Annotated in this window: 17 protein-coding genes; 9 read left to right on the forward strand and 8 right to left on the reverse strand. The window is 63.8% G+C overall.

What is annotated here, in order from left to right; genetic code table 11:
* Positions 1 to 188 precede the first annotated feature (188 nt).
* The 3 genes from CK501_RS01030 to CK501_RS01040 are packed head-to-tail and all read left to right on the forward strand — an operon-like array spanning position 189 to position 3,383.
* Complete coding sequence (locus CK501_RS01030) at positions 189 to 1,511, forward strand: sensor histidine kinase (protein WP_095615868.1); 1,323 nt, start codon at positions 189 to 191, stop codon at positions 1,509 to 1,511.
* Positions 1,508 to 2,836 carry an HD domain-containing phosphohydrolase gene (locus tag CK501_RS01035; RefSeq protein ID WP_095615869.1) on the forward strand — a complete coding sequence of 443 codons (1,329 nt, stop codon included), beginning with the start codon at positions 1,508 to 1,510 and terminating at the stop codon, positions 2,834 to 2,836. Before CK501_RS01030 ends, CK501_RS01035 begins: the two co-directional genes overlap by 4 nt.
* 4 nt (positions 2,837 to 2,840) lie before the next feature.
* The gene (locus CK501_RS01040) at positions 2,841 to 3,383 is read left to right on the forward strand and encodes a response regulator (protein WP_095615870.1); all 543 of its coding nucleotides are present in this window, start codon (positions 2,841 to 2,843) and stop codon (positions 3,381 to 3,383) included.
* 6 nt (positions 3,384 to 3,389) lie between these two features.
* Here CK501_RS01040 and CK501_RS01045 read toward each other — a convergent pair whose 3' ends face one another.
* The 6 genes from CK501_RS01045 to CK501_RS01070 all read right to left on the reverse strand — a co-directional run bounded on the left by CK501_RS01045 (position 3,390) and on the right by CK501_RS01070 (position 9,801).
* Entirely contained in the window at positions 3,390 to 5,636 is a 2,247-nt protein-coding gene (locus CK501_RS01045) for an ATPase, T2SS/T4P/T4SS family (protein WP_095615871.1), read from the reverse strand.
* Between the two features lie 14 nt (positions 5,637 to 5,650).
* Entirely contained in the window at positions 5,651 to 6,874 is a 1,224-nt protein-coding gene (locus tag CK501_RS01050) for a sensor histidine kinase (protein WP_095615872.1), read from the reverse strand.
* On the reverse strand, positions 6,861 to 7,526 hold the full coding sequence (locus CK501_RS01055; protein ID WP_095615873.1) for a GTP-binding protein: 666 nt from the start codon (positions 7,524 to 7,526) through the stop codon (positions 6,861 to 6,863). The genes CK501_RS01050 and CK501_RS01055 overlap by 14 nt, the downstream gene beginning before the upstream one ends.
* 95 nt (positions 7,527 to 7,621) lie before the next feature.
* A complete protein-coding gene (locus CK501_RS01060) occupies positions 7,622 to 8,470 on the reverse strand; it encodes an endonuclease/exonuclease/phosphatase family protein (protein WP_095615874.1) in 849 nt (282 codons plus the stop codon).
* 2 nt (positions 8,471 to 8,472) lie between these two features.
* On the reverse strand, positions 8,473 to 9,102 hold the full coding sequence (locus CK501_RS01065; protein WP_095615875.1) for a thiol:disulfide interchange protein DsbA/DsbL: 630 nt from the start codon (positions 9,100 to 9,102) through the stop codon (positions 8,473 to 8,475).
* A gap of 90 nt (positions 9,103 to 9,192) precedes the next feature.
* The gene (locus CK501_RS01070; RefSeq protein ID WP_095615876.1) at positions 9,193 to 9,801 is read right to left on the reverse strand and encodes a c-type cytochrome; all 609 of its coding nucleotides are present in this window, start codon (positions 9,799 to 9,801) and stop codon (positions 9,193 to 9,195) included.
* A 125-nt stretch (positions 9,802 to 9,926) separates the two neighbouring features.
* Between CK501_RS01070 and yihA the strand changes: the two genes are divergently transcribed.
* Entirely contained in the window at positions 9,927 to 10,559 is a 633-nt protein-coding gene (yihA, locus tag CK501_RS01075; protein ID WP_233128821.1) for a ribosome biogenesis GTP-binding protein YihA/YsxC, read from the forward strand.
* On the opposite strand, the gene CK501_RS01080 is transcribed toward yihA, so the two are convergent.
* Positions 10,551 to 11,243 carry a TetR/AcrR family transcriptional regulator gene (locus tag CK501_RS01080; protein WP_095615878.1) on the reverse strand — a complete coding sequence of 231 codons (693 nt, stop codon included), beginning with the start codon at positions 11,241 to 11,243 and terminating at the stop codon, positions 10,551 to 10,553. The two genes, yihA and CK501_RS01080, sit on opposite strands and share 9 nt — an antisense overlap.
* Positions 11,244 to 11,407: 164 nt before the next feature.
* Between CK501_RS01080 and CK501_RS01085 the strand changes: the two genes are divergently transcribed.
* From CK501_RS01085 to ggt, 5 genes are read left to right on the forward strand one after another with little or no spacing between them, the layout of a single operon-like run.
* Positions 11,408 to 12,853 (forward strand): coniferyl aldehyde dehydrogenase, encoded by a 1,446-nt coding sequence (locus CK501_RS01085; protein ID WP_095615879.1) that lies wholly within the window; start codon positions 11,408 to 11,410, stop codon positions 12,851 to 12,853.
* A 14-nt stretch (positions 12,854 to 12,867) separates the two neighbouring features.
* Positions 12,868 to 13,482 carry a hypothetical protein gene (locus CK501_RS01090; RefSeq protein WP_095615880.1) on the forward strand — a complete coding sequence of 205 codons (615 nt, stop codon included), beginning with the start codon at positions 12,868 to 12,870 and terminating at the stop codon, positions 13,480 to 13,482.
* A 32-nt stretch (positions 13,483 to 13,514) separates the two neighbouring features.
* Positions 13,515 to 15,113 (forward strand): GMC family oxidoreductase, encoded by a 1,599-nt coding sequence (locus CK501_RS01095; protein ID WP_095615881.1) that lies wholly within the window; start codon positions 13,515 to 13,517, stop codon positions 15,111 to 15,113.
* Positions 15,114 to 15,131: 18 nt separating this feature from the next.
* Positions 15,132 to 15,620: a pantetheine-phosphate adenylyltransferase gene (gene coaD / locus CK501_RS01100; protein ID WP_095615882.1), complete on the forward strand. Its 489-nt coding sequence runs from the start codon at positions 15,132 to 15,134 to the stop codon at positions 15,618 to 15,620.
* Positions 15,621 to 15,631: 11 nt separating this feature from the next.
* Positions 15,632 to 17,329 carry a gamma-glutamyltransferase gene (gene ggt / locus CK501_RS01105; RefSeq protein ID WP_095615883.1) on the forward strand — a complete coding sequence of 566 codons (1,698 nt, stop codon included), beginning with the start codon at positions 15,632 to 15,634 and terminating at the stop codon, positions 17,327 to 17,329.
* On the opposite strand, the gene CK501_RS01110 is transcribed toward ggt, so the two are convergent.
* Positions 17,321 to 18,619 carry a DUF945 family protein gene (locus CK501_RS01110; protein WP_095615884.1) on the reverse strand — a complete coding sequence of 433 codons (1,299 nt, stop codon included), beginning with the start codon at positions 18,617 to 18,619 and terminating at the stop codon, positions 17,321 to 17,323. The genes ggt and CK501_RS01110 overlap by 9 nt on opposite strands.

Here is an 18,619-nt window from a genome sequence, read left to right on the forward strand (position 1 = left end):
GTGTTTCATGGTGTGCGGGCGCTGTCTCCATTTCCATTATCACCAGTGTAGCCACGCACAGCCGTTCATGCCTGTGACTGCAAAACATCACGTGCAGAAACAGACCATTTACACCCGCGCCGGGCAGAATGCACAAAAGCATATAGACTGCCTGTTAGGACACATGATCAGCGGCCGGACACAGCCCCATGAGTAAGCACCAGCACTATCTCTGGTCCGAGATCCATGAATGGCTCAGGCATGTCCACAGGGACCAGCCGGAATTCCACCGTGAGCTCCTGACCCGGGCGAGCCTGCTCTGTGAAGGTCACGCCGGAGGTATCGCCCTGGATCCCGACCACAGCGTTTCCTGGATCGGCCGGGACCTGACGCTGGATAAGGTCCTCGAATGGGAGGAACAGGGCTACGGCCTCCTGGCGCCGGATGCCCCCTGGCGTTGCCACTGCCCTGCGGGAGAAGAATTCCTCCCGGTTATGGCTGTCCCCTACCGCCAGGGCGAACAGCTCACTCTGACACTCGTACTGATCCGCAATGCGGGCAGCGAGCCCTTCGCGCGCGAGGACGAACTGAACGCCAACCGGCTGATACAGGAGGCCATGAGCACCATGGACAAGAACACCCTCCTGGAGGAGCTCGCATCGAGCAATGCCGCGCTGCGTCAGCGCCAGGACGAACAGGATGAGTTGATACGCGAGCTCAAACAGGCCCGCGACCAGCTGATGCAGTCCGAAAAGATGGCAAGCATCGGGCAGCTGGCGGCCGGTGTCGCGCATGAGATCAACAACCCCATCGGCTATGTGCGCTCCAACCTGTCCTCGCTGCGCGAATACACGGAATCGCTCCTGGCCCTGAACGATGCGTTTGCAGAGGCGCTGGGAGAAAAGTTCCAGTCTCCGGAGCTCCAGTCCCTGTGTCGCAGCCATGATCTCGAATTCATCCGGGAGGATCTGCCCTCCCTCCTGGACGAGTCCAGGGACGGCATTGAGCGGGTGGAAAAGATCATCCGTTCCCTCCGGGACTTTTCCCGCACGGACACCGGCGAGATGGAATCCCTGGACATCCATCAGTGCCTGAACAAGGCACTCGCTGTGGCCCGGAATGAAATCAAGTACCGGGCCACGGTTGAAACCGACTTTGCGGAGCTGCCAGCGATCACGGGCGTGGACTCCCAGCTGGGCCAGGTCTTCCTTAACCTGCTGGTGAACGCGGCCCAGGCGATTGAGGAGCAGGGCCTCATCACCATTTCCACGGCGCATCGTGATGCGGACCATATCGAAGTACGGATCGCCGACACCGGCAAAGGCGTGGATCCCGACAACCTGGACCGGCTCTTCGAGCCGTTCTTCACAACCAAGCCGGTCGGCAAGGGCACCGGGCTCGGCCTGTCGCTTTCCTATGGCATAGTCCAGAGTCACCAGGGCGAGCTGAGCGTGTCCAGCACGCCCGGTGAAGGCACGACTTTCCGCGTTGTCCTGCCCGTACAGCAGGCAGCGAGTGGGGCCGCGGAATGAGCGACTACCGTTTCCGCATCCTGTTCGTCGATGATGAGGAACCCATCCTGAACGCGCTCCGGCGTCTCATGCGCCGCCACGACTACGACTGCTGGTTTGCGGCCAGCGGCAGGGAGGGACTGGCGATCCTGGAAAAGAACCCGATCGACCTGGTCATCTCCGACATGCGCATGCCGGAAATGGACGGCGCGCAGTTCCTGAGCGAGGTCAGAAAGCGCTGGCCATTCAGCGTGCGCTTCCTGATGACCGGGTATGCGGACATGAGTGCCACCATTGATGCGCTCAATCAGGGCGGCATCAACCGTTACGTCTCCAAGCCCTGGGATGACGAGGCACTGATCGAGGCCATCGAAGAGGGCCTGCGCATCCGCAAGCTGGAGCGCCAGAAAAAGCGGTTGATCGACCAGACCCGGGAACAGAACCGGGAACTCCAGGACCTGAACAGGGATCTTGAACAGCGGGTACATGACCGTACACGCGCACTGGAATCCCGTACGGCGGACCTGCAGAAAGCCTTCCGCCAGCTCGAGAACAGCTACGACTCCTTTGTGCGCGTGTTCTCATCCGTCATTGCCAGCCGCCCCCATCTGGTGAAAGGCCGCTCCCGGGAGGTGGCGGACCTCGCCCGGCGCATTGCCCAGCGACTGGAACTGGACACGGCCCGGGTCCGCTACATCTACTATGCGGCCCTGCTGCACGAGGTGGGCAAGCTCAGCCTGAACGATGATGTCCTGGGACGCTCGGAAACCCAGCTGACCTACCGGGATCTGGCCGAGTACCGCCAATACCCCACACTGGGTGAAATGGCCCTGATGCCGATCAAGGCCCTGCGCCCCTGCGCCGAGCTGATCCGCGCCCATATGGAGAATATGGACGGCACAGGCTACCCCGACGAGCTGGCCGGAGAGGCCATCCCCCAGGGAGCACGCATCATCCGGGTGGCAAGGGACTTCGTGGGCCAGCAGACGTCTCTGCTGCGGGACCCACCCGTCTCACCCGCAGAGGCCTACGAAAGCATGAAGGAGCGCTCCGGCCGTTTCTATGACCCGGAGGTTCTGGCCGCGCTTGAGCCCATCGTCAATCAGTTCACCCTGGAGCCCCAGGACGATGAAACCGGCATGATGCTGTCCATACCGGAGCTGCGCCCGGGCATGGAGCTGACACGCGACCTCGTCAGCGCCAACGGCATCCTGCTGATGGTCAAGGGGACGGTACTCAACGACAGCGCCATCAAACGCCTTACCCGGATGAGCTGGGAGGACCGCCGGCACCTCAAGGTGTCCGTGACGGTACCGGCCAGGGACGTCCACACCAACGAGGAGTGAGCCCATGTCGGAGGAACAGAAGCCCGTCATTGCACTGATCGACGACGAGCCGGAGATTCTGAGCGCCCTGGTGCGCCTTTTCCGTCACCGGAACTGGATCACCCTTACCTGCAATGACGCCCGCAGCGCCCACGCCGAACTCAGACACCATCAGCTTGATCTGATCATCTCCGACTACCGCATGCCCGGCATGGACGGCGTCACCCTGCTCAACCAGTTCAAGCAGTCCCACCCTGACGCACTGCGGATCGTGCTCAGCGGTCAGGCCGACCTTGAAGGTGTGGTCAACGCGGTGAACGACTCGGAAGTGTACCGTTTCATCCTGAAACCCTGGTCCAACGAGGATCTGCTGGTCACGCTCGACAATGCCCTGCGCTACAAGGAGATGGCACTGGAGAACCAGCGACTGGCCGAAAAGGTTCGGCGCCAGGAGCGCGAACTGGAAACCCAGAAGAAGGAACTGGAACGCCTGGAGTCGGAAGCACCGGGGATCACGCGGGTTGAGCGGGACCAGGACGGGTTCATCACGCTGTCAGACGAGGATTAGACGGCCTCAGATGTCGATCTGACTGCCCAGCACCCTCAGGATCTCCGCCAGGTTCGTCTCGCCCGCTTCAACGCGGTAGCGGGCATCCGCGGCCAGCGTGACCAGCCCGTCGCTCTCCGCCTGTTCCACCATCTCGCGTACCGCTCCGCCTGAGGCGATCACGTGGCGCATGGACTCGGTCACGCTCAGGACCTCATGCAGCGCGACCCGCCCCTTGAATCCCTGGTGGTGGCACCGGTCACAACCCCTGGACACATGATCGTAGAGACCGGGGCTCGCGAAGGCTGGCCCCAGCAGTTTCTGGATCTCCGGATCCGGCGTGCTGGGTTCACGGCAGTGCGGGCACAGCCGCCGCACCAGCCGCTGGGAAATCACGCATTCCAGCCCATAGGCCACCACATAGGGTTTCAGGCCCAGGTCCAGAAGACGGGCGACGGAGGCAATGGCCGAATTCGTGTGCAGCGTTGAGTAGACCATATGACCGGTCATCGCGGCATGGAACGCCACCTCCGCGGTTTCCCGGTCGCGGATCTCACCCAGCAGTATGACATCCGGGTCCTGGCGCAGTATGGCCCTGAGAACCGAGGCGAAATCCAGCCCTACCTTTTCCCGGACCGGCACCTGACCCGCCATGTCCATGTAGAACTCCACCGGATCCTCAATGGTGACGTAGTTCTTCTCCGGCGTGGCCTGATGCTGGAGCATGGCATAGAGGGTTGTGGTCTTACCGCTGCCGGTGGGCCCGGTGGCCAGGATGATGCCCTGGGGCCGGGTGATGACATTGAGCAGCCGCTGCCGGTTGAGATCCGAAAGCGCCAGCTGATCGATGTTCTTGATGCTGGAATTGCGATCCAGCACCCGCATGACCACCTTCTCGCCATTGAGCGTCGGCAGGGTCGACAGCCGCAGGTCCACAATCTTCATGGGCGTCTTCACGGTCAGCCGGCCATCCTGGGGCCTGCGCCTTTCGGTGATGTCCAGCTCGGACATCACCTTGATCCGCGAGACAATGCTCATCTGCATGGTGCTCGGAATACGGATCTTGTCCTGCAGAACCCCGTCAATCCGGTAGCGGACCACCACCACATTGGTACGTGGCTGGATGTGGATATCGCTTGCCCCCAGCCGCAGTCCCTCCATGATGACGGCGTTGACCACACGCACCGCCGAGGGCTGCTGGGTATCCGACAGCAACCCTTCCAGGTCCACATCGGAGTCATCGTCCTCAATGACCAGCTCGATGGTGTCACCGGGATCATTGGCATCGAAGACGGACTCGAGCTCCTCCATGCCTTCCCTGGAATCGCCGAACAACTGACCCAGCCGCTCCTCCAGCTCATCCACCCGCACCAGCACCGGCTCAATCTTCAGCCCAATGGCGAAGGAAAGTTCCTCGATGAGCGGCTGGTTGAGCGGGTCCGCCATGGCAAGCACCAGACGGCGCCCCCTGACCCGCAGAGGCAGCAGCAGCTGGCCCTGGCAGACATCCGCGGGGATCAGGTCCAGCGCCTCCGGATCAACCGCGAATTCCGCCAGCGCGACCTCATCAAAGAGCAGCTCGTCGCGCAGGAGGCTGTAGAGCTTTTCCCGGGAGACCCATTCCTTCTCGAGCAGCAGCCGGATGGTCGCCACCTTGCGCGCCTGCTGGATCTTATAGACCTCCTGGACCTGCTGGCGGTTGATGAGTCCATGCTTGTGCAGCATCAGCGCCAGCTGGCTGCGCTGCTGCTGATTCATCTTGCGGAAGACATCCAGGTCCTTTTCCTGGCGACTGGTGGTCTTTTCCAGGCTGCGGTTCTTCTCCCGCAGCTCGTACTGCTCCAGCGCCAGGGCCACCGTCACGCGCAGGTCGTCATCGTTCCAGGGCTTGAGGATGAAACGATAGACCGCTCCCTCATTGATGGCGGTCATCACCGCCTGGGTATCCGCATGCCCGGTCAGCATGATGCGCATGGTGTCCGGCGAGATCTCCCTGACTTCCCGCAGCAGGTCCGCGCCATTCATACCGGGCATCTTGAAATCGGTAATCATCAGATGGAAATGCTCGGAACGCACCAGGGCCAGAGCCTCCTCGGCACTGGCTGCACACTGGATCCCATAGTTCTCACGGTGAAAAGTCCGGCGCAGGGAACTCAGCACATTGGGTTCATCGTCCACAAACAGCAGACGATACTGGCCTGTTTCCGGAGAGTCTGGCTCAGGGTCTCCGGACTGTTTGCTGCTGGACAGAAAGTACTGGTCAAAATCGGACATGCAACGCGCCTGGTTCAGCTTTCACCAGCAGGAGGGTTCCCGGGAAGCCAGACCGACACGACAGTTCCGGAACCGGGCTCACTGCTGATATCAATGCCGCCGCCGTGGGCCCGGATGGTGTCACGGCAGACACTCAGTCCGAGACCGGTGCCAGCTCCTACAGACCGTGTCGTATAGAAGGGATCAAAGGCCCGGGCAAGCACCTCCGGGGCCATCCCGTCACCATCATCCCGGATCCGCACACGGACGCCCTGCTCGTGGCCCTCGGTTTCCACCACCAGCCCTACCGGGCGCTCCGCCGCCAGTGAGGCATTCTCCATAAGATTGTAGAAGGCCTGACTGATCCCTGCCCGATCCAATTCCACCGGTGGAACGGATTCATCCAGCGCCCAGTCGACCCTCATCTCCCCGAGGCTTCCTTCCGCCACCGCCCAGACGCCCTGCAGCAACTCATTGATACAGGTGGCACAGACACCGCTTTCATCCGTGCCCGCAAAGCGGCGCAGTGCACTCACAATTGCCGCAACACGGGCGGAACCATCAATGGATTCATCAATCAGGTCCTGGAAATCAGGGACCACGAAATCCAGGTCCAGCTCGCGGGCCAGCTCTTCGCCCCCCGGCAGTGTGCGCAGCCGCTTCGACAGTTCGGCGAAAGTCCCCAGGTAATCCCGAGCCGAGTTCAGGTTGGAGCGTATGAACCCAATGGGGTTATTGATCTCATGGGCGACCCCGGCCCCCAGGCGCCCCACCGCATTGAGCTTTTCCGACGCGTACAGGCGCCGCTGGCGATCCTCGATCTGGGCCACCTGGGCCTGAACGCGCTCCTCCAGCTGCTCTGAAAGCTCCCGGTACCGGGCTTCCGATGCCTGTAGCCGGGCGTGCTGCTGCTGGAGCTCCTGGTAATTGCGCTGGACCACATCCAGATGCAGGTTGGCCGCCAGGTAATAGCGGGAGGCCTGGTACAGCACCCGCTCCGCCGTACGCGCAAGCCCCTGGAGCAGGCCGGTATCAAGATCCGCACTGACCCATGCCACCGTCTGAAGCTGGTGGCGAATGGGGGCCACCGGCTGTTCTCCGGCGGCCATGACGATGGCAACCGGAACCCCGGCAACCTGCGTCAGCGACTTCTCCAGCAGCGCCGTTTCGCGCCCGCTCATCAGATCATCCCAGCCGAGCTGCTCCAGCCTCGCTTCCAGCTCACCGAAGTCCCCAATCCCGGGCTCAACTGACGGCATAACTCTGCCCCAGCACGTTCTGCACAAATGTCACGCGATCCAGGCCATGCTGTTCCCCGAGTGCGTAGTCACGATCAAGCGCGCCCCAGGTGCGCTCCAGAAGCAGCTGAAACGTCTCCAGGACCCCTTTGTTCTCCAGGGCGGTCGCCAGCTTGATCGGCCACCAGGGGCTGCTCTGCCACCGGGCAACCAGGTCCGGCTTCGATACAACGTCCCCGAGATCCCGCTTGTTGAACTGGACGGCCAGCGGCAGCGTCCCGAAATCCAGGCCCACGCGATGGGCGTTCTCGCTCAGGTTCCGGAAGGATTCCAGGTTGTTCTGTTCCTGGTTGCGCTGGGAATCGGCGATGAATGCGACTCCGTCTGCACGCGAAAGGACGGCCTTGCGCGTGCTGTCATGCTGGACCTGGCCGGGCACGGTATACAGCTTGAGGGTCACGGTCAGTCCGGAGGGCAACTGAAAGCCAAGAGGGAACAGATCAAAGAAAAGCGTGCGATCATTCTGGGTCTCAAGCACCATCATATCGCCCTTGAGATCCGGCTGAAGCAGGTCATGGAGAGCGGCAAGGTTCGTGGTCTTGCCACTGAGGGCTGGCCCATAGTAGACCAGTTTGATCTGGAGCTGGTTACGCTCCTCATCGAATTCCGCCATGGTCAGTCCCGGGCCAGAAAGAATCGCCGTACCCCCGAGTATAGCCCATCAGGTGATCCTGCCCAGCAAAGCCGACACCGGGACTGTGGCCCCGCCTACACAGTAACCCCCGGAATCTCGATCTCCATACTGACCGGCAGGTGATCCGACACCGGATAGTCCACAACCCGGGTGTCGTGCACATCCAGTGTTCGGCTCACCAGGATGTGATCCAGCGCCTTTTCCGGGCGCCAGCTGGGAAAGCTCATCGCCGAATCCGGAAGCGGAATCAGCTCTGCCGAGCGCAGCGGGGAATGGGTCAGAAGCTGCTCGGCATGGGCATTCATATCGCCCATGAGCACCACATGCCGGTAAGGGGCGATCAGTTCCCGGATGTAACCCAATTGGCGATTCTGCGCCCCCTTGCTCAGGGACAGGTGCATCAGCACCAGGACCAGCGGGTCATCCGGTTGGCCGTAGAAGGCCATCATGGCGCCACGCCCCGGAATCAGTGCCGGCAGGCGGTGCTCCTCCACCCTCAGGGGCTGGTAACGGCTGAGGATACCGTTGCTGTGCTGGGCGATACGCCCGAGATTCCGGTTGAGCTGCTGGCGCCAGTAGGGGAAGCCGCCCTGGCTTGCCAGGTACTGGACCTGGTTGACGAAACCACTGCGCAGCGAGCCCCCATCGCATTCCTGAAGGGCCACCACGTCGTAATCCTGCAGCAGTTCCGCAATGCGGTCCAGGTTGTCCCGGCGCTGGGAGTGGGGCAGAAGGTGCTGCCAGCTGCGGGTGAAATAGTGGTGATAGGCCTCAGTGGCAATGCCTACCTGGATGTTGAAGGTGAGCAGCCTTATCCGGCCCGTCTCGGCCAGGGAGGGGGCGCTGTTGGAGGTTGAAGCCGCTCCCCGGGGGCGGCCGGGGGCGGCCAGACGCCGGACCTGGTCACGCAGCTTCGGATACACAGTCAGTCGCCGGAGCGTTCCTTTTCCAGCAGGTGATCGGCAATGGCCAGCATGTTCTCGTAGCTGCCGGCCGCCCTGACGGAAATGACATATTGACCCTCGACAACCAGGGTCGGGGTGCCGGTCACCTTGGCCCCCTGCTGGAACTGGCGGCCACGACGCATGGCGGTATCAACCGCAAAACTGCCCCAGGCATCCCGGACCTCCGAGGCTTCCGCCACCCCCTGCTCCTCGAAGAAAGCAGCAATGGCGTCGACATCATTCAGGTCACGGCGCTCCCCGGCCAGCGCATCAAACAGCTCGGAATGGATCCCGTCCACAACACCGAGCTGGCGCGCAGCGTAGAACGCTTTCGCGTGGGGCTCCCAGTCACGCCGCAGCGACGCCGGCACATGGCGCAGGTTCACATCATCGGGCTTGGTCTCCTTCCACTCTTCGATGACGGGCTGCATGCTGTAGCAGGAAGGGCAGCCGTACCAGAAGACCTCGGCCAGTTCGAGCTGGTCTCCGGATCGGGTCTCAACAGGTTCGGAAAGGGTCTTGTAATGGGTGCCTTCCTCCCATTCCGCGGCCAGTGCGGCCGGGACCATGGCGAGGAAGGCGGAAAGTGCGATCAGGCTGCGATAAAGCATGCCGTTCTCCTGCGGTCACTGAAAGTGAAAAGCGCCTCCCATTGAAGCGAACTTTGCAGGAGTCGGCAAGTAGAGGTTCCGCGGAACGCCTCAGTAGAGCCCTTCGATGTACTCGGCCACCGCCTCGATCTCATCGTCGTTGAGCTTACTGGCGATGTCGCCCATGATCTGGCTCTGCGGACCGTAGACGCGGTCACCGGAGCGGTAGTCCTTCAGGGACTTGACCACGTACTCCGCGGACTGACCGCTCAGCCGCGGATAGCCAGCAGGCTCATTGCCCAGCCCTTTCGGCCCGTGACAGGCGGTGCAGGCCGCCACGTCGCGTGACAGGTCACCACCGCGATAGAGGGACTCGCCAGCATCAACCTTCTCCGGGTCCGCCTCGCCACGGGGCATCTCCTGCTGGTTGTAGTAGGCCGCCAGGTCGCGCATATCCTGTTCATCCAGGCCCGACACAATGCCCATCATCTCCGGCACATTGCGATCGCCGCTCTTGATGGCGCTCAGCTGTTTGAACAGGTAGTCCTCACCCAGCCCGGCCAGCCGTGCGTAATTCGGCTGCAGCGGCTCAACGCCATTCTGCCCATGGCAGGAAACGCACTGGTTCTGGGCGATTTCTTCCCCGGCGCCGGGGTCGGCCGCCTGGGCCAGTCCGGCCAGGCCCACTGTCAGTACAAGACCGGTCAGCAGTTTTCTCATCGTGACACCACTCGGATTACACATTGTCCGTTCGGCCGGCTCCTTCAAAGGCGCCGGCCCCGCAAACTGGTGTGGTATTATACATGTTTCGCCACCGACTGAAATCAATGGACGCAGGCCGCGCCGTGACCGGACATTCGACCCGTATCGCTTTCAACAGTGCCCGCTTTCTGACCAGCGCCGCACGGCTCGACCAGTGCCCCGAGGACACCGGGCGCGAGGTGGCCTTTGCCGGGCGCTCCAATTCGGGCAAATCCAGCGCCATCAACGCCATAACCCGGATCGGCAACCTGGCCCGGACCAGCAAGACACCGGGCCGCACCCAGCTGATCAATTTCTTCTCCCTCAGTACGCCCGGAACCCGGCTGGTGGATCTGCCCGGCTACGGCTTCGCGCGCGTCTCGCGCAATACCCAGAAGCAGTGGGAGAAACACCTGGGCGACTACCTGGCCCACCGGCAGTCGCTGGTGAGCATGACCCTGATCATGGATCTGCGCCACCCTCTGTCGGAGTTCGACGCCATGCTGATCGAGTGGTGTGAGCATCACGGGCTGCCAATGATGCTGCTTCTGACCAAGGCGGACAAACTCAAGAGCAACCCGGCGCGGCGCCAGATTGAGAGCGTCCGACGGGACCTGGAAGGCATTGAGTGCATTCACCACATCCAGCCGTTCTCGGCCCTCAAGGGGCAGGGCGTGGAACCGGCCCGCAACCACCTCAGTGACTGGCTGCTTGGCGTGGAACCGGCGTCAGACTGACAGATCGGGCTCCTCCGCCCGGGAGCCCCCCTCCATGACGCTGAGATCCGGCCGGTACTGCTCCCGGATCGCCGTCACACGCTCGTAATAGGCCTCCGTCAGATACGGCATTTCCAGGGTGAGCACCTGGTAGATGCCCTGCTTGAGCTCCCGCTGGGTATTGCCGTCGCTGCCGCCGTCGGCACTCGCCGTCTTCAGGAATGCCATCCAGTTGGTCACCACCAGCCACACATTCAGGGCCATGGCCTCATGCTCCTGCTCGGAGTGGGGGCGGAGAATGCCCGCTTCCTGAAGCCCTTTCAGGACCGCCCGGATCTCCCCCAGGCAGTGGAAGGTGAACTCCCGGTAGTCGTGGCGCAGCCGCTCATCCATAGTCAGCAGGTACTCCAGATCGCGGTGGAAGAAACGGTAGTGCCAGAGGCCGTCGAACACGGATTCCAGGTAGAACATCTTGTCCTCCACCGTGAGCGTGCGGTTGCGCGGCACCTTGAGATACCGGTCCACCAGCCCCCGATACTGCACGAACAGCGAATAGATGATGTCCGCCTTGTTGCGGAAATGGTAATAGAGGTTGCCCGGCGAAATGCCCAGATGCGCGGCGATGTGGTTGGTGGTCACATTGCGCTCACCCTGTTCGTTGAACAGCTGAAGGCTGGCTTTGAGAATCCTGTCACGGGTTTTCATGGCAATCCTCGGCCCTGGAGACGCATTCCATCGGCGCTGGTGTATTGACTGCTAGAGCACATGCTCTAATATTGATCCTAGAGTACATGCTCTAGATCTGCCAGCAACGGATCCGCCACAGAGGATCAGCGGCAGAACTCCGGGACAATACAGGAGAACCAGCCATGGTCGCCAACGTTGTTCAGCTGACGGATAACCGGAAGCAGATCCAACAGATCAGCCGTGCGTTCAGCGCCCAGCGGGAGGCTTTCAGGGCCCAGCCCATGCCCAGTGGCACCGAGCGCCGGGAACACCTCAAGCGGCTCAAGCGCGTGCTGCTGGCCAACCAGGATGCGCTGTGCGACGCCATCAGCGAGGACTTCGGCGGCCGTTCCCGGGACGAAACCCTGCTCGCCGAGATCATGCCCTCGATCCAGAACATCAACTACAGCCTGAGCCACCTCAGCAGCTGGATGAAGCCCGAGAAGCGCAAGGTGCACGTGCTCTTCCAGCCGGCCCGCAACGAGGTGCACTACGAACCCCTGGGCGTGGTCGGCATCATGGTGCCGTGGAACTATCCGCTGTTCCTGGCCGCCGGCCCCCTGACCGCGGCGCTGGCCGCCGGCAACCGGGTGATGCTCAAGCTCTCCGAGTTCACACCGGCCACGTCGGCCCTGCTTGAACGGCTGCTGCACGAGACCTTCCCGTCCGACCTGGTCACCGTCATCAACGGTGAGGCGGACGTGGCCCAGGCCTTCTCCTCACAGCCGTTCGACCACCTGCTGTTCACCGGCTCCACCCCCATCGGGCGCATGGTGATGAAGGCGGCCGCCGAGAACCTCACGCCGGTGACCCTGGAGCTGGGCGGCAAATCGCCCGCGATCATCTCCCGGGAAGTGCCCATGAAGGATGCGGCCGAACGCATCGCCTTCGGCAAGTGCATCAATGCCGGCCAGACCTGTGTGGCACCGGACTACATCCTGTGCCCCCGCGACCGGGTGAACAGCTTCGTGGACAGCTTCCGGAGTGCGGTGGCCCGCATGTACCCCACGATCAAGGACAACCCGGACTACACCAGCATCATCAACGAGCGCCAGCACGAACGCCTGACAGGCGTGCTGGATGACGCCCGCGGGAAGGGGGCGGAGATCATCCAGATCAACCCGGGCAACGAGTACTTTGGCGAGGACACCCGCAAACTGCCGCCGCACCTAGTCCTGGGTGCCACGCAGGACATGCAGGTTCTGCAGGACGAGGTCTTTGGGCCGCTGCTGCCGATCGTGCCCTATGACCGGCTCGAGGATGCGCTTGAGTACGTGAACAGCGGCCCGAACCCGCTGGCCCTGTACTACTTCGGCTATGACCGCAGCGAGCAGCGCCGGGTGCGGGAACAGACCCATTCCGGCGGCATGTGCATCAACGACACGCTGGTGCACGTGGGGCAGGATGACCTGCCCTTCGGCGGCGTCGGCCATTCCGGCATGGGCGCCTATCACGGCCGCGAGGGCTTCGTGACCTTCAGCAATGCGCGGGGCGTCATGAGCAAGCAGCGGCTCAACAGCGGCAAGGCCATACACGCACCTCACGGCACACTGCTGCACAGGGTGATCTACAGACTGTTCATCCGCTGACAGGAGCCCGGCCCATGGATTCATCCTCCCCCGATCCGGACCGCCGCCAGTTCCTCCGCCTTGGCTTCCAGGGCGGGGTGGCGGCCGGCGGCGCCCTGGTTCTGGCCGGACTCGCGGGCTGCTCCGCCCGTCCCACCCATGACCCGATGATCCCGGCCACCACGGCCCCAGACCGGCAGTGGCGCTTCATGACCGAGGAGGACCGGGTGGTCATGGCCGCTTTGCTACCCGCCATTGTGGGCCCGGGCATGCCGCGGGAAGCGGAGGCGAGGAACAGCGCCCTGTCGGAGACCCTGGTCGCCATGGACGAAGCCTTCCATGTCATGGGACCGCCCAACCAGCGCCAGTTCCGCCAGCTGTTCGACCTGCTGGAATCCTCCATCACCCGGCTGACCCTGGCCCGGGTCTCTTCCTACTGGCCCAATGTCTCCGGGGATCAGGCCGAGGCCTTTCTCCAGCGCTGGCGCGGCAGCATGTTCAACATCTTCAACCAGGCCTACCTGGGGCTGGTCCAGGTGAGCAACGCGGCCTGGTACGGCCAGCCGGCACACTGGGAACAGATGGGCTACCCCGGACCGCCCGCGTACACCTATGACGCACTGCCCCAGATGCAGAAGGCATCCGCCTGAACTGACCCCGACATGACGGACACGGAGCCCCGATGGCCAATTTCAATCTGTATGGCAAAGGCATTGATGACGGCTGGGACGTGGTCGACGCGGCCCTGCTGGAAGAAGACCGCACCCTTGAGGCCGACGTGGCCGTTATTGGAACCGGAGCAGGTGGCGGCACCACCGCCGAAGTGCTCGCGCGCGCCGGCCTGAAGGTGATCATGGTGGAAGAGGGCCGCCTGTATCACGACCCGGACTTCACCATGGACGAACACAAGGCCTACAGCCGGCTCTATCAGGAAGGCATGACCCGCGCCACCGCCGACGCCAGCATCGCCATTCTCCAGGGCCGGTGCGTGGGAGGGTCCACCACCGTCAACTGGACCTCCAGCTTCCGGACACCGGAACAGACCCTCCACCACTGGCAGAACACCCACGGCGTGCAGGACTGCGACCCGGAAACCCTCGCCCCCTGGTTCGCCAACCGGGAACAGGCCCTGAACATCCAGCCCTGGAACGTGGACCCCAACCGCAACAACGACATCCTGCGCGACGGCTGTGAACGCATGGGCTGGGACTGGAAGACGATTCCCCGCAATGTGCGCAACTGCTGGAACCTGGGCTACTGCGGCATGGGCTGCCCCACCAACGCCAAGCAGGGCACGCTCGTGACCAGCGTGCCCTCAGCCCTGGGTGACGGCGCCACGCTGATCCACTCGCTGCGCGTGGACCGGCTCAACCACCAGGGGGATCGGGTGCGCGAACTCCGGGGCACGGCCCTCGGCGCGGACGGCGTCACCGCCACCGGCCGCCGGATGCGCATCCGGGCCCGGCACTTCGTGGTCGCCGGCAGTGCCATCGGCTCTCCCGGTATTCTGCTGCGCTCGGAGGTTCCCGACCCCTATGACCGCATCGGCCGCCGCACCTTCCTGCACCCGGTCAACGCCACAGTGGCGCGCATGCCGGAGACCGTAGAGCCCTACTACGGCGCACCCCAGTCCATCTACTCGGACGAGTTCCTCTGGCGTGACGGTGTCACCGGCAGCCCCGGCTACAAGCTGGAGGTGCCGCCGCTGCACCCGGTCATGGCGGCTGCCGTGCTGCCGGACCACGGCGAGGCCATGGTCGAACAGGCGCGCCACTTCCCGCAGACCCAGTCCATCATTGCGCTGCTGCGTGACGGCTTCAACAGCGACAGCGAGGGCGGTACCGTCACCCTGCGCGACGACAACAGCCCGCAGCTGCATTACCCCATCAGTGACTCGCTGTGGTCCGCCTTCCGGCATGCCTGGCTGCGCATGGCCGAGATCCAGTTCGCCGCCGGCGCCGAAGCGGTGCGACCGGTGCACATGGATGCTCCCTACTGGCACAGCTGGAAGGAGGCCGAGCAGGGAATCCGGGAACTGCCGCTTGCCGAACTCCGGGCCCGCCTGTTCACCGCCCACCAGATGGGCGGCTGTTCCATGGGCGATGATCCCGCCCGCAGCGTGGTCAACAGCTGGGGCGAGCACCACCACCTGAGCAACCTCTCCGTGCACGATGCGTCGATCTTCCCCACCAGTCTGGGTGCGAATCCGCAGCTGACCGTGTATGCTCTGGCGGCACGCAACAGCCACAGGCTGGCTGGGCGACTCCAGAGCAACGCATAAGGCATTGGAGAAACGCTGATGAACACTGCCATCTACCCGGGCACCTTTGACCCGGTCACCAACGGCCACACCGATCTGGTCCAGCGCGCATCCCGCATTTTTGACGAAGTCGTGGTCGCCGTTGCCTCCAGCACCAAGAAAGGCCCCCTGCTGCCCCTGGAAGAACGGGTCCGGCTCTGCGAACACGTCCTCTCGGACCTGCCCAACGTCCGCGTGATGGGCTTCAGCAAACTGCTGGCGGACTTCGTCAAGGAACAGAACGGCAACATCATCCTGCGGGGCCTGCGCGCGGCCTCGGACTTCGAGTACGAATTCCAGCTCGCGGACATGAACCGGGAACTGGCGCCCGGGGTTGAGAGCATTTTCCTGACGCCGGCCAACCACCTGTCCTTTCTCTCGTCCAGCCTGATCCGCGAAATCGCCGGTCTTGGCGGGGATGTCAGCGGCTTTGTCGACCCCGAGGTTTCGGAGAGCCTCCACCGCCATTTCCAGCAACGCAACGGCTGAGGAGACACGCCATGAGACGCATCGGCAGCCTGTTCACCGCAGCGCTCGCCGCGCTGCTCATGACCGGATGTGCCCTGAGCGGTGGGCAGCCCGAGCCCAACGCCGGCGTTGCCTCGGCCCACCCCATGGCCACCGAGGCCGGCCTGAAGGTCCTTGAGAACGGCGGCAACGCCGTGGATGCGGCCGTCGCCACCGCTGCCGCGCTGGGCGTGGTGGAACCCTACAGCTCGGGCATTGGCGGTGGCGGCTTCTGGGTTATCCGGCAGGCCGACGGCGGGGCTACCGTCATCGATGCCCGGGAAGAAGCGCCTGGTGACGCCCATCCCGGACTCTACCTCAATGAAAAAGGCGATGTCCGGGAAGGCAAGCCCTCGCTGAACGGCGCCCTGGCCGCAGGCATTCCCGGCCAGCCCGCGGCCTTTGACCACATGGCCTCGGAATACGGTCAACTGCCTCTCGCCCGCAGCCTGGCCCCGGCCATACGCCTTGCCCGTGAAGGCTTCCCCGTGGACGAGCGTTACCGCAATCTCGCCGAATTCCGCCTGGAGGTCATGCGGGTTTACCCCGGCACCCGTGATCTTTTCCTGGAGGACGGCGGGGTCCCGGAGAAAGGCCATGAAATCCGGCAGCCGGCGCTGGCACGGACACTGGAAAACCTGGCCGAGGAAGGACGCGCGGGGTTCTACCAGGGGCCGGTGGCGGAACAGCTGGTTGAGGATGCCCGTGAGGCCGGCGGCATCTGGACCATGGAGGACCTGGCCGGCTATGAACTGATCGAGCGCGATCCCGTGCGCATCGATTACGGCAATGCCACCCTGCTGACCGCCCCGGCACCCTCGTCGGGCGGCATGGCACTGACCCAGCTGTTCGGCATGCTGGAGCAGCGCCCGGTTCCCGAGGACGCAGACCGGGTAACCCGCGTGCACTGGCTGGCCGAGATGATGCGCCGGGCCTACCGGGACCGCGCCGTGCACATGGGCGACCCGGCCTACACCGACATTCCCCGGGAACGGCTGAGCGATCCGGCCTACCTGCGAACCCTCGCGAGCAGCATCAACCCCCAGCGCGCGACGCCCAGCGCCGATCTGGGTGGCCCCGGCACCGACGGTCACCACACAACCCATCTGTCGGTCATGGATGCCGAGGGCAACATCGTATCCGCCACCCTGAGCATCAACTATCCGTTCGGCTCCGGGGTCACCTCCGAGGGCACCGGCGTTGTACTGAACAACGAGATGGATGATTTCAGCATCCAGCCCGGGCACGCCAACGCCTGGGGACTGGTCGGCGGCGAGGCGAATCAGGTGGAGGCCGGCAAACGCCCGTTATCGAGCATGAGCCCGCTCATCATCCGCAGCCCGGAGCGGATCACAGCGCTCGGCGCCCCGGGCGGCAGTCGCATCATCACCATGAATTTCCTGGCCGCACTGGATGTGCTCGATGGCAGGCCTCCTGAAACGGTGGTCAGCCGCTCGCGCTTCCACCACCAGTATGAGCCGGACCGGATTGAGCATGAGCCGGATACCTTCTCAAAGGCCGAGAAGCAGGCGCTGCGGGCAATGGGTCATGAACTGCATGATGTGGACCGGACCTACGGCAACATGCAGCTGATCCAGCGGGACAGGAGCTCAGGGATCGCCCGGGGCGCCGCCGACCCGCGCGGCATCGGCCGTGCCGGTCTCATCCAGCTGCCGGTGGCCTCAGAGTAAGGGGGGCACCTCGAAGCGGTCGTCGTTGACCCGGAGCTGCATCGAGTCCAGCCGCAGATCCAGGTGATAGCGGCCATCCCGGGGTGTCACCACGTTCTCCCGCTCAAGCCGGCCGAGTATGCGTCGCGCAACCCGCGGCAGGGCCCAGACCATGCCGCGGTCCACATACAGGACACCCTCGGCACTGGCATGCCGGAGCAGACTTACCGGCTGCTCCCACTCCGACTCGGGCCGGCGCGGGTAGGCCAGGAATCCTTCCCCTTCCACGGTGCCGTCCGGCAGCGTCAGAAGCAGCTCCTCCAGGCTCAGGCGCCCGCCACGCGCGGACAGCGTCTGCAGGTTCCGGGAAAGACGGGTGTACCGGTCCATGAGCTCCTGGCCCTGCGCCCCGGCGCCCTCCCCGGCATCCGCCTCGGCCGAACGCAGTTCCATGAAACTGTCCACCGCATGGTCGAGACTGGCTGCATGAAGATCGTCCGCCTTCAGCACCAGTGCCTGACGACCAAAGGAACGCCCCGCGTTACGCAGCTCCCCGATCACAGCCTCCAGGCTGGCATCCAGATAGCCTTCCTCGTCTCCGGCCCGGAACCGGAAACGGACATCCTCGGCAACGATGGGATCGTCCAGAACTGGGTCCACCGTCAGTGCAGCCACATCAAGCCGGCTTTCGCCCTGCCAGAGACGCTCACCCAGAGGGCCGAGCCGGTGATCAAGCGTGACACTGCCCACCTCGATACGCGCATCGCCCAGATCCATGGAAAGACCCGGCCACTGCATACTCAGTCGGTGGTGATTCCCCCGTGACCATTCCCCGGTCAGATCCACCGGGGCGACCTCGCCGCTGGACCCTGCCAGCGCGGGGACCGGCGTCTCCGGCCCCCATTCAAGCCGGGGAATACGCATGCGGATATCAGCGCTACCACCGACGCCAACCTCGACCCGGAGCCTTGGCTCCTGCCCCTCGGGCATCAGCGGGGAAAAGGATTCAAGAGCGCCGTCCGCCAGGCGCGTCACCGCCCGCACATCCGTCAGCCCATGGTTGAAGCGCGTCACCAGCGGAAGCACCTGCTCCCCGCCATCGCCCGAGCGCCAGCGCAGCTCATACCGGGCAACCGCATTGAGATAGCCGCGCTCGTAATCCAGGTTGGTCAGCCGCCAGTCACGGCCCTCCCGGTCGTAATCATGCACAACCGAACGGAACCCGGATTCCGTGAGCGCCCCCAGACCATAGGGAGCGCCCCCGGCAATACCAACCAGCAACGCAAGCGCGATCAGGGGCAGCCACCGCAT

Origin of the sequence: Halovibrio salipaludis (genome assembly GCF_002286965.1) — a bacterium.
In the GTDB taxonomy this organism is placed as follows: Bacteria; Pseudomonadota; Gammaproteobacteria; order Pseudomonadales; family Oleiphilaceae; genus Halospina; species Halospina salipaludis.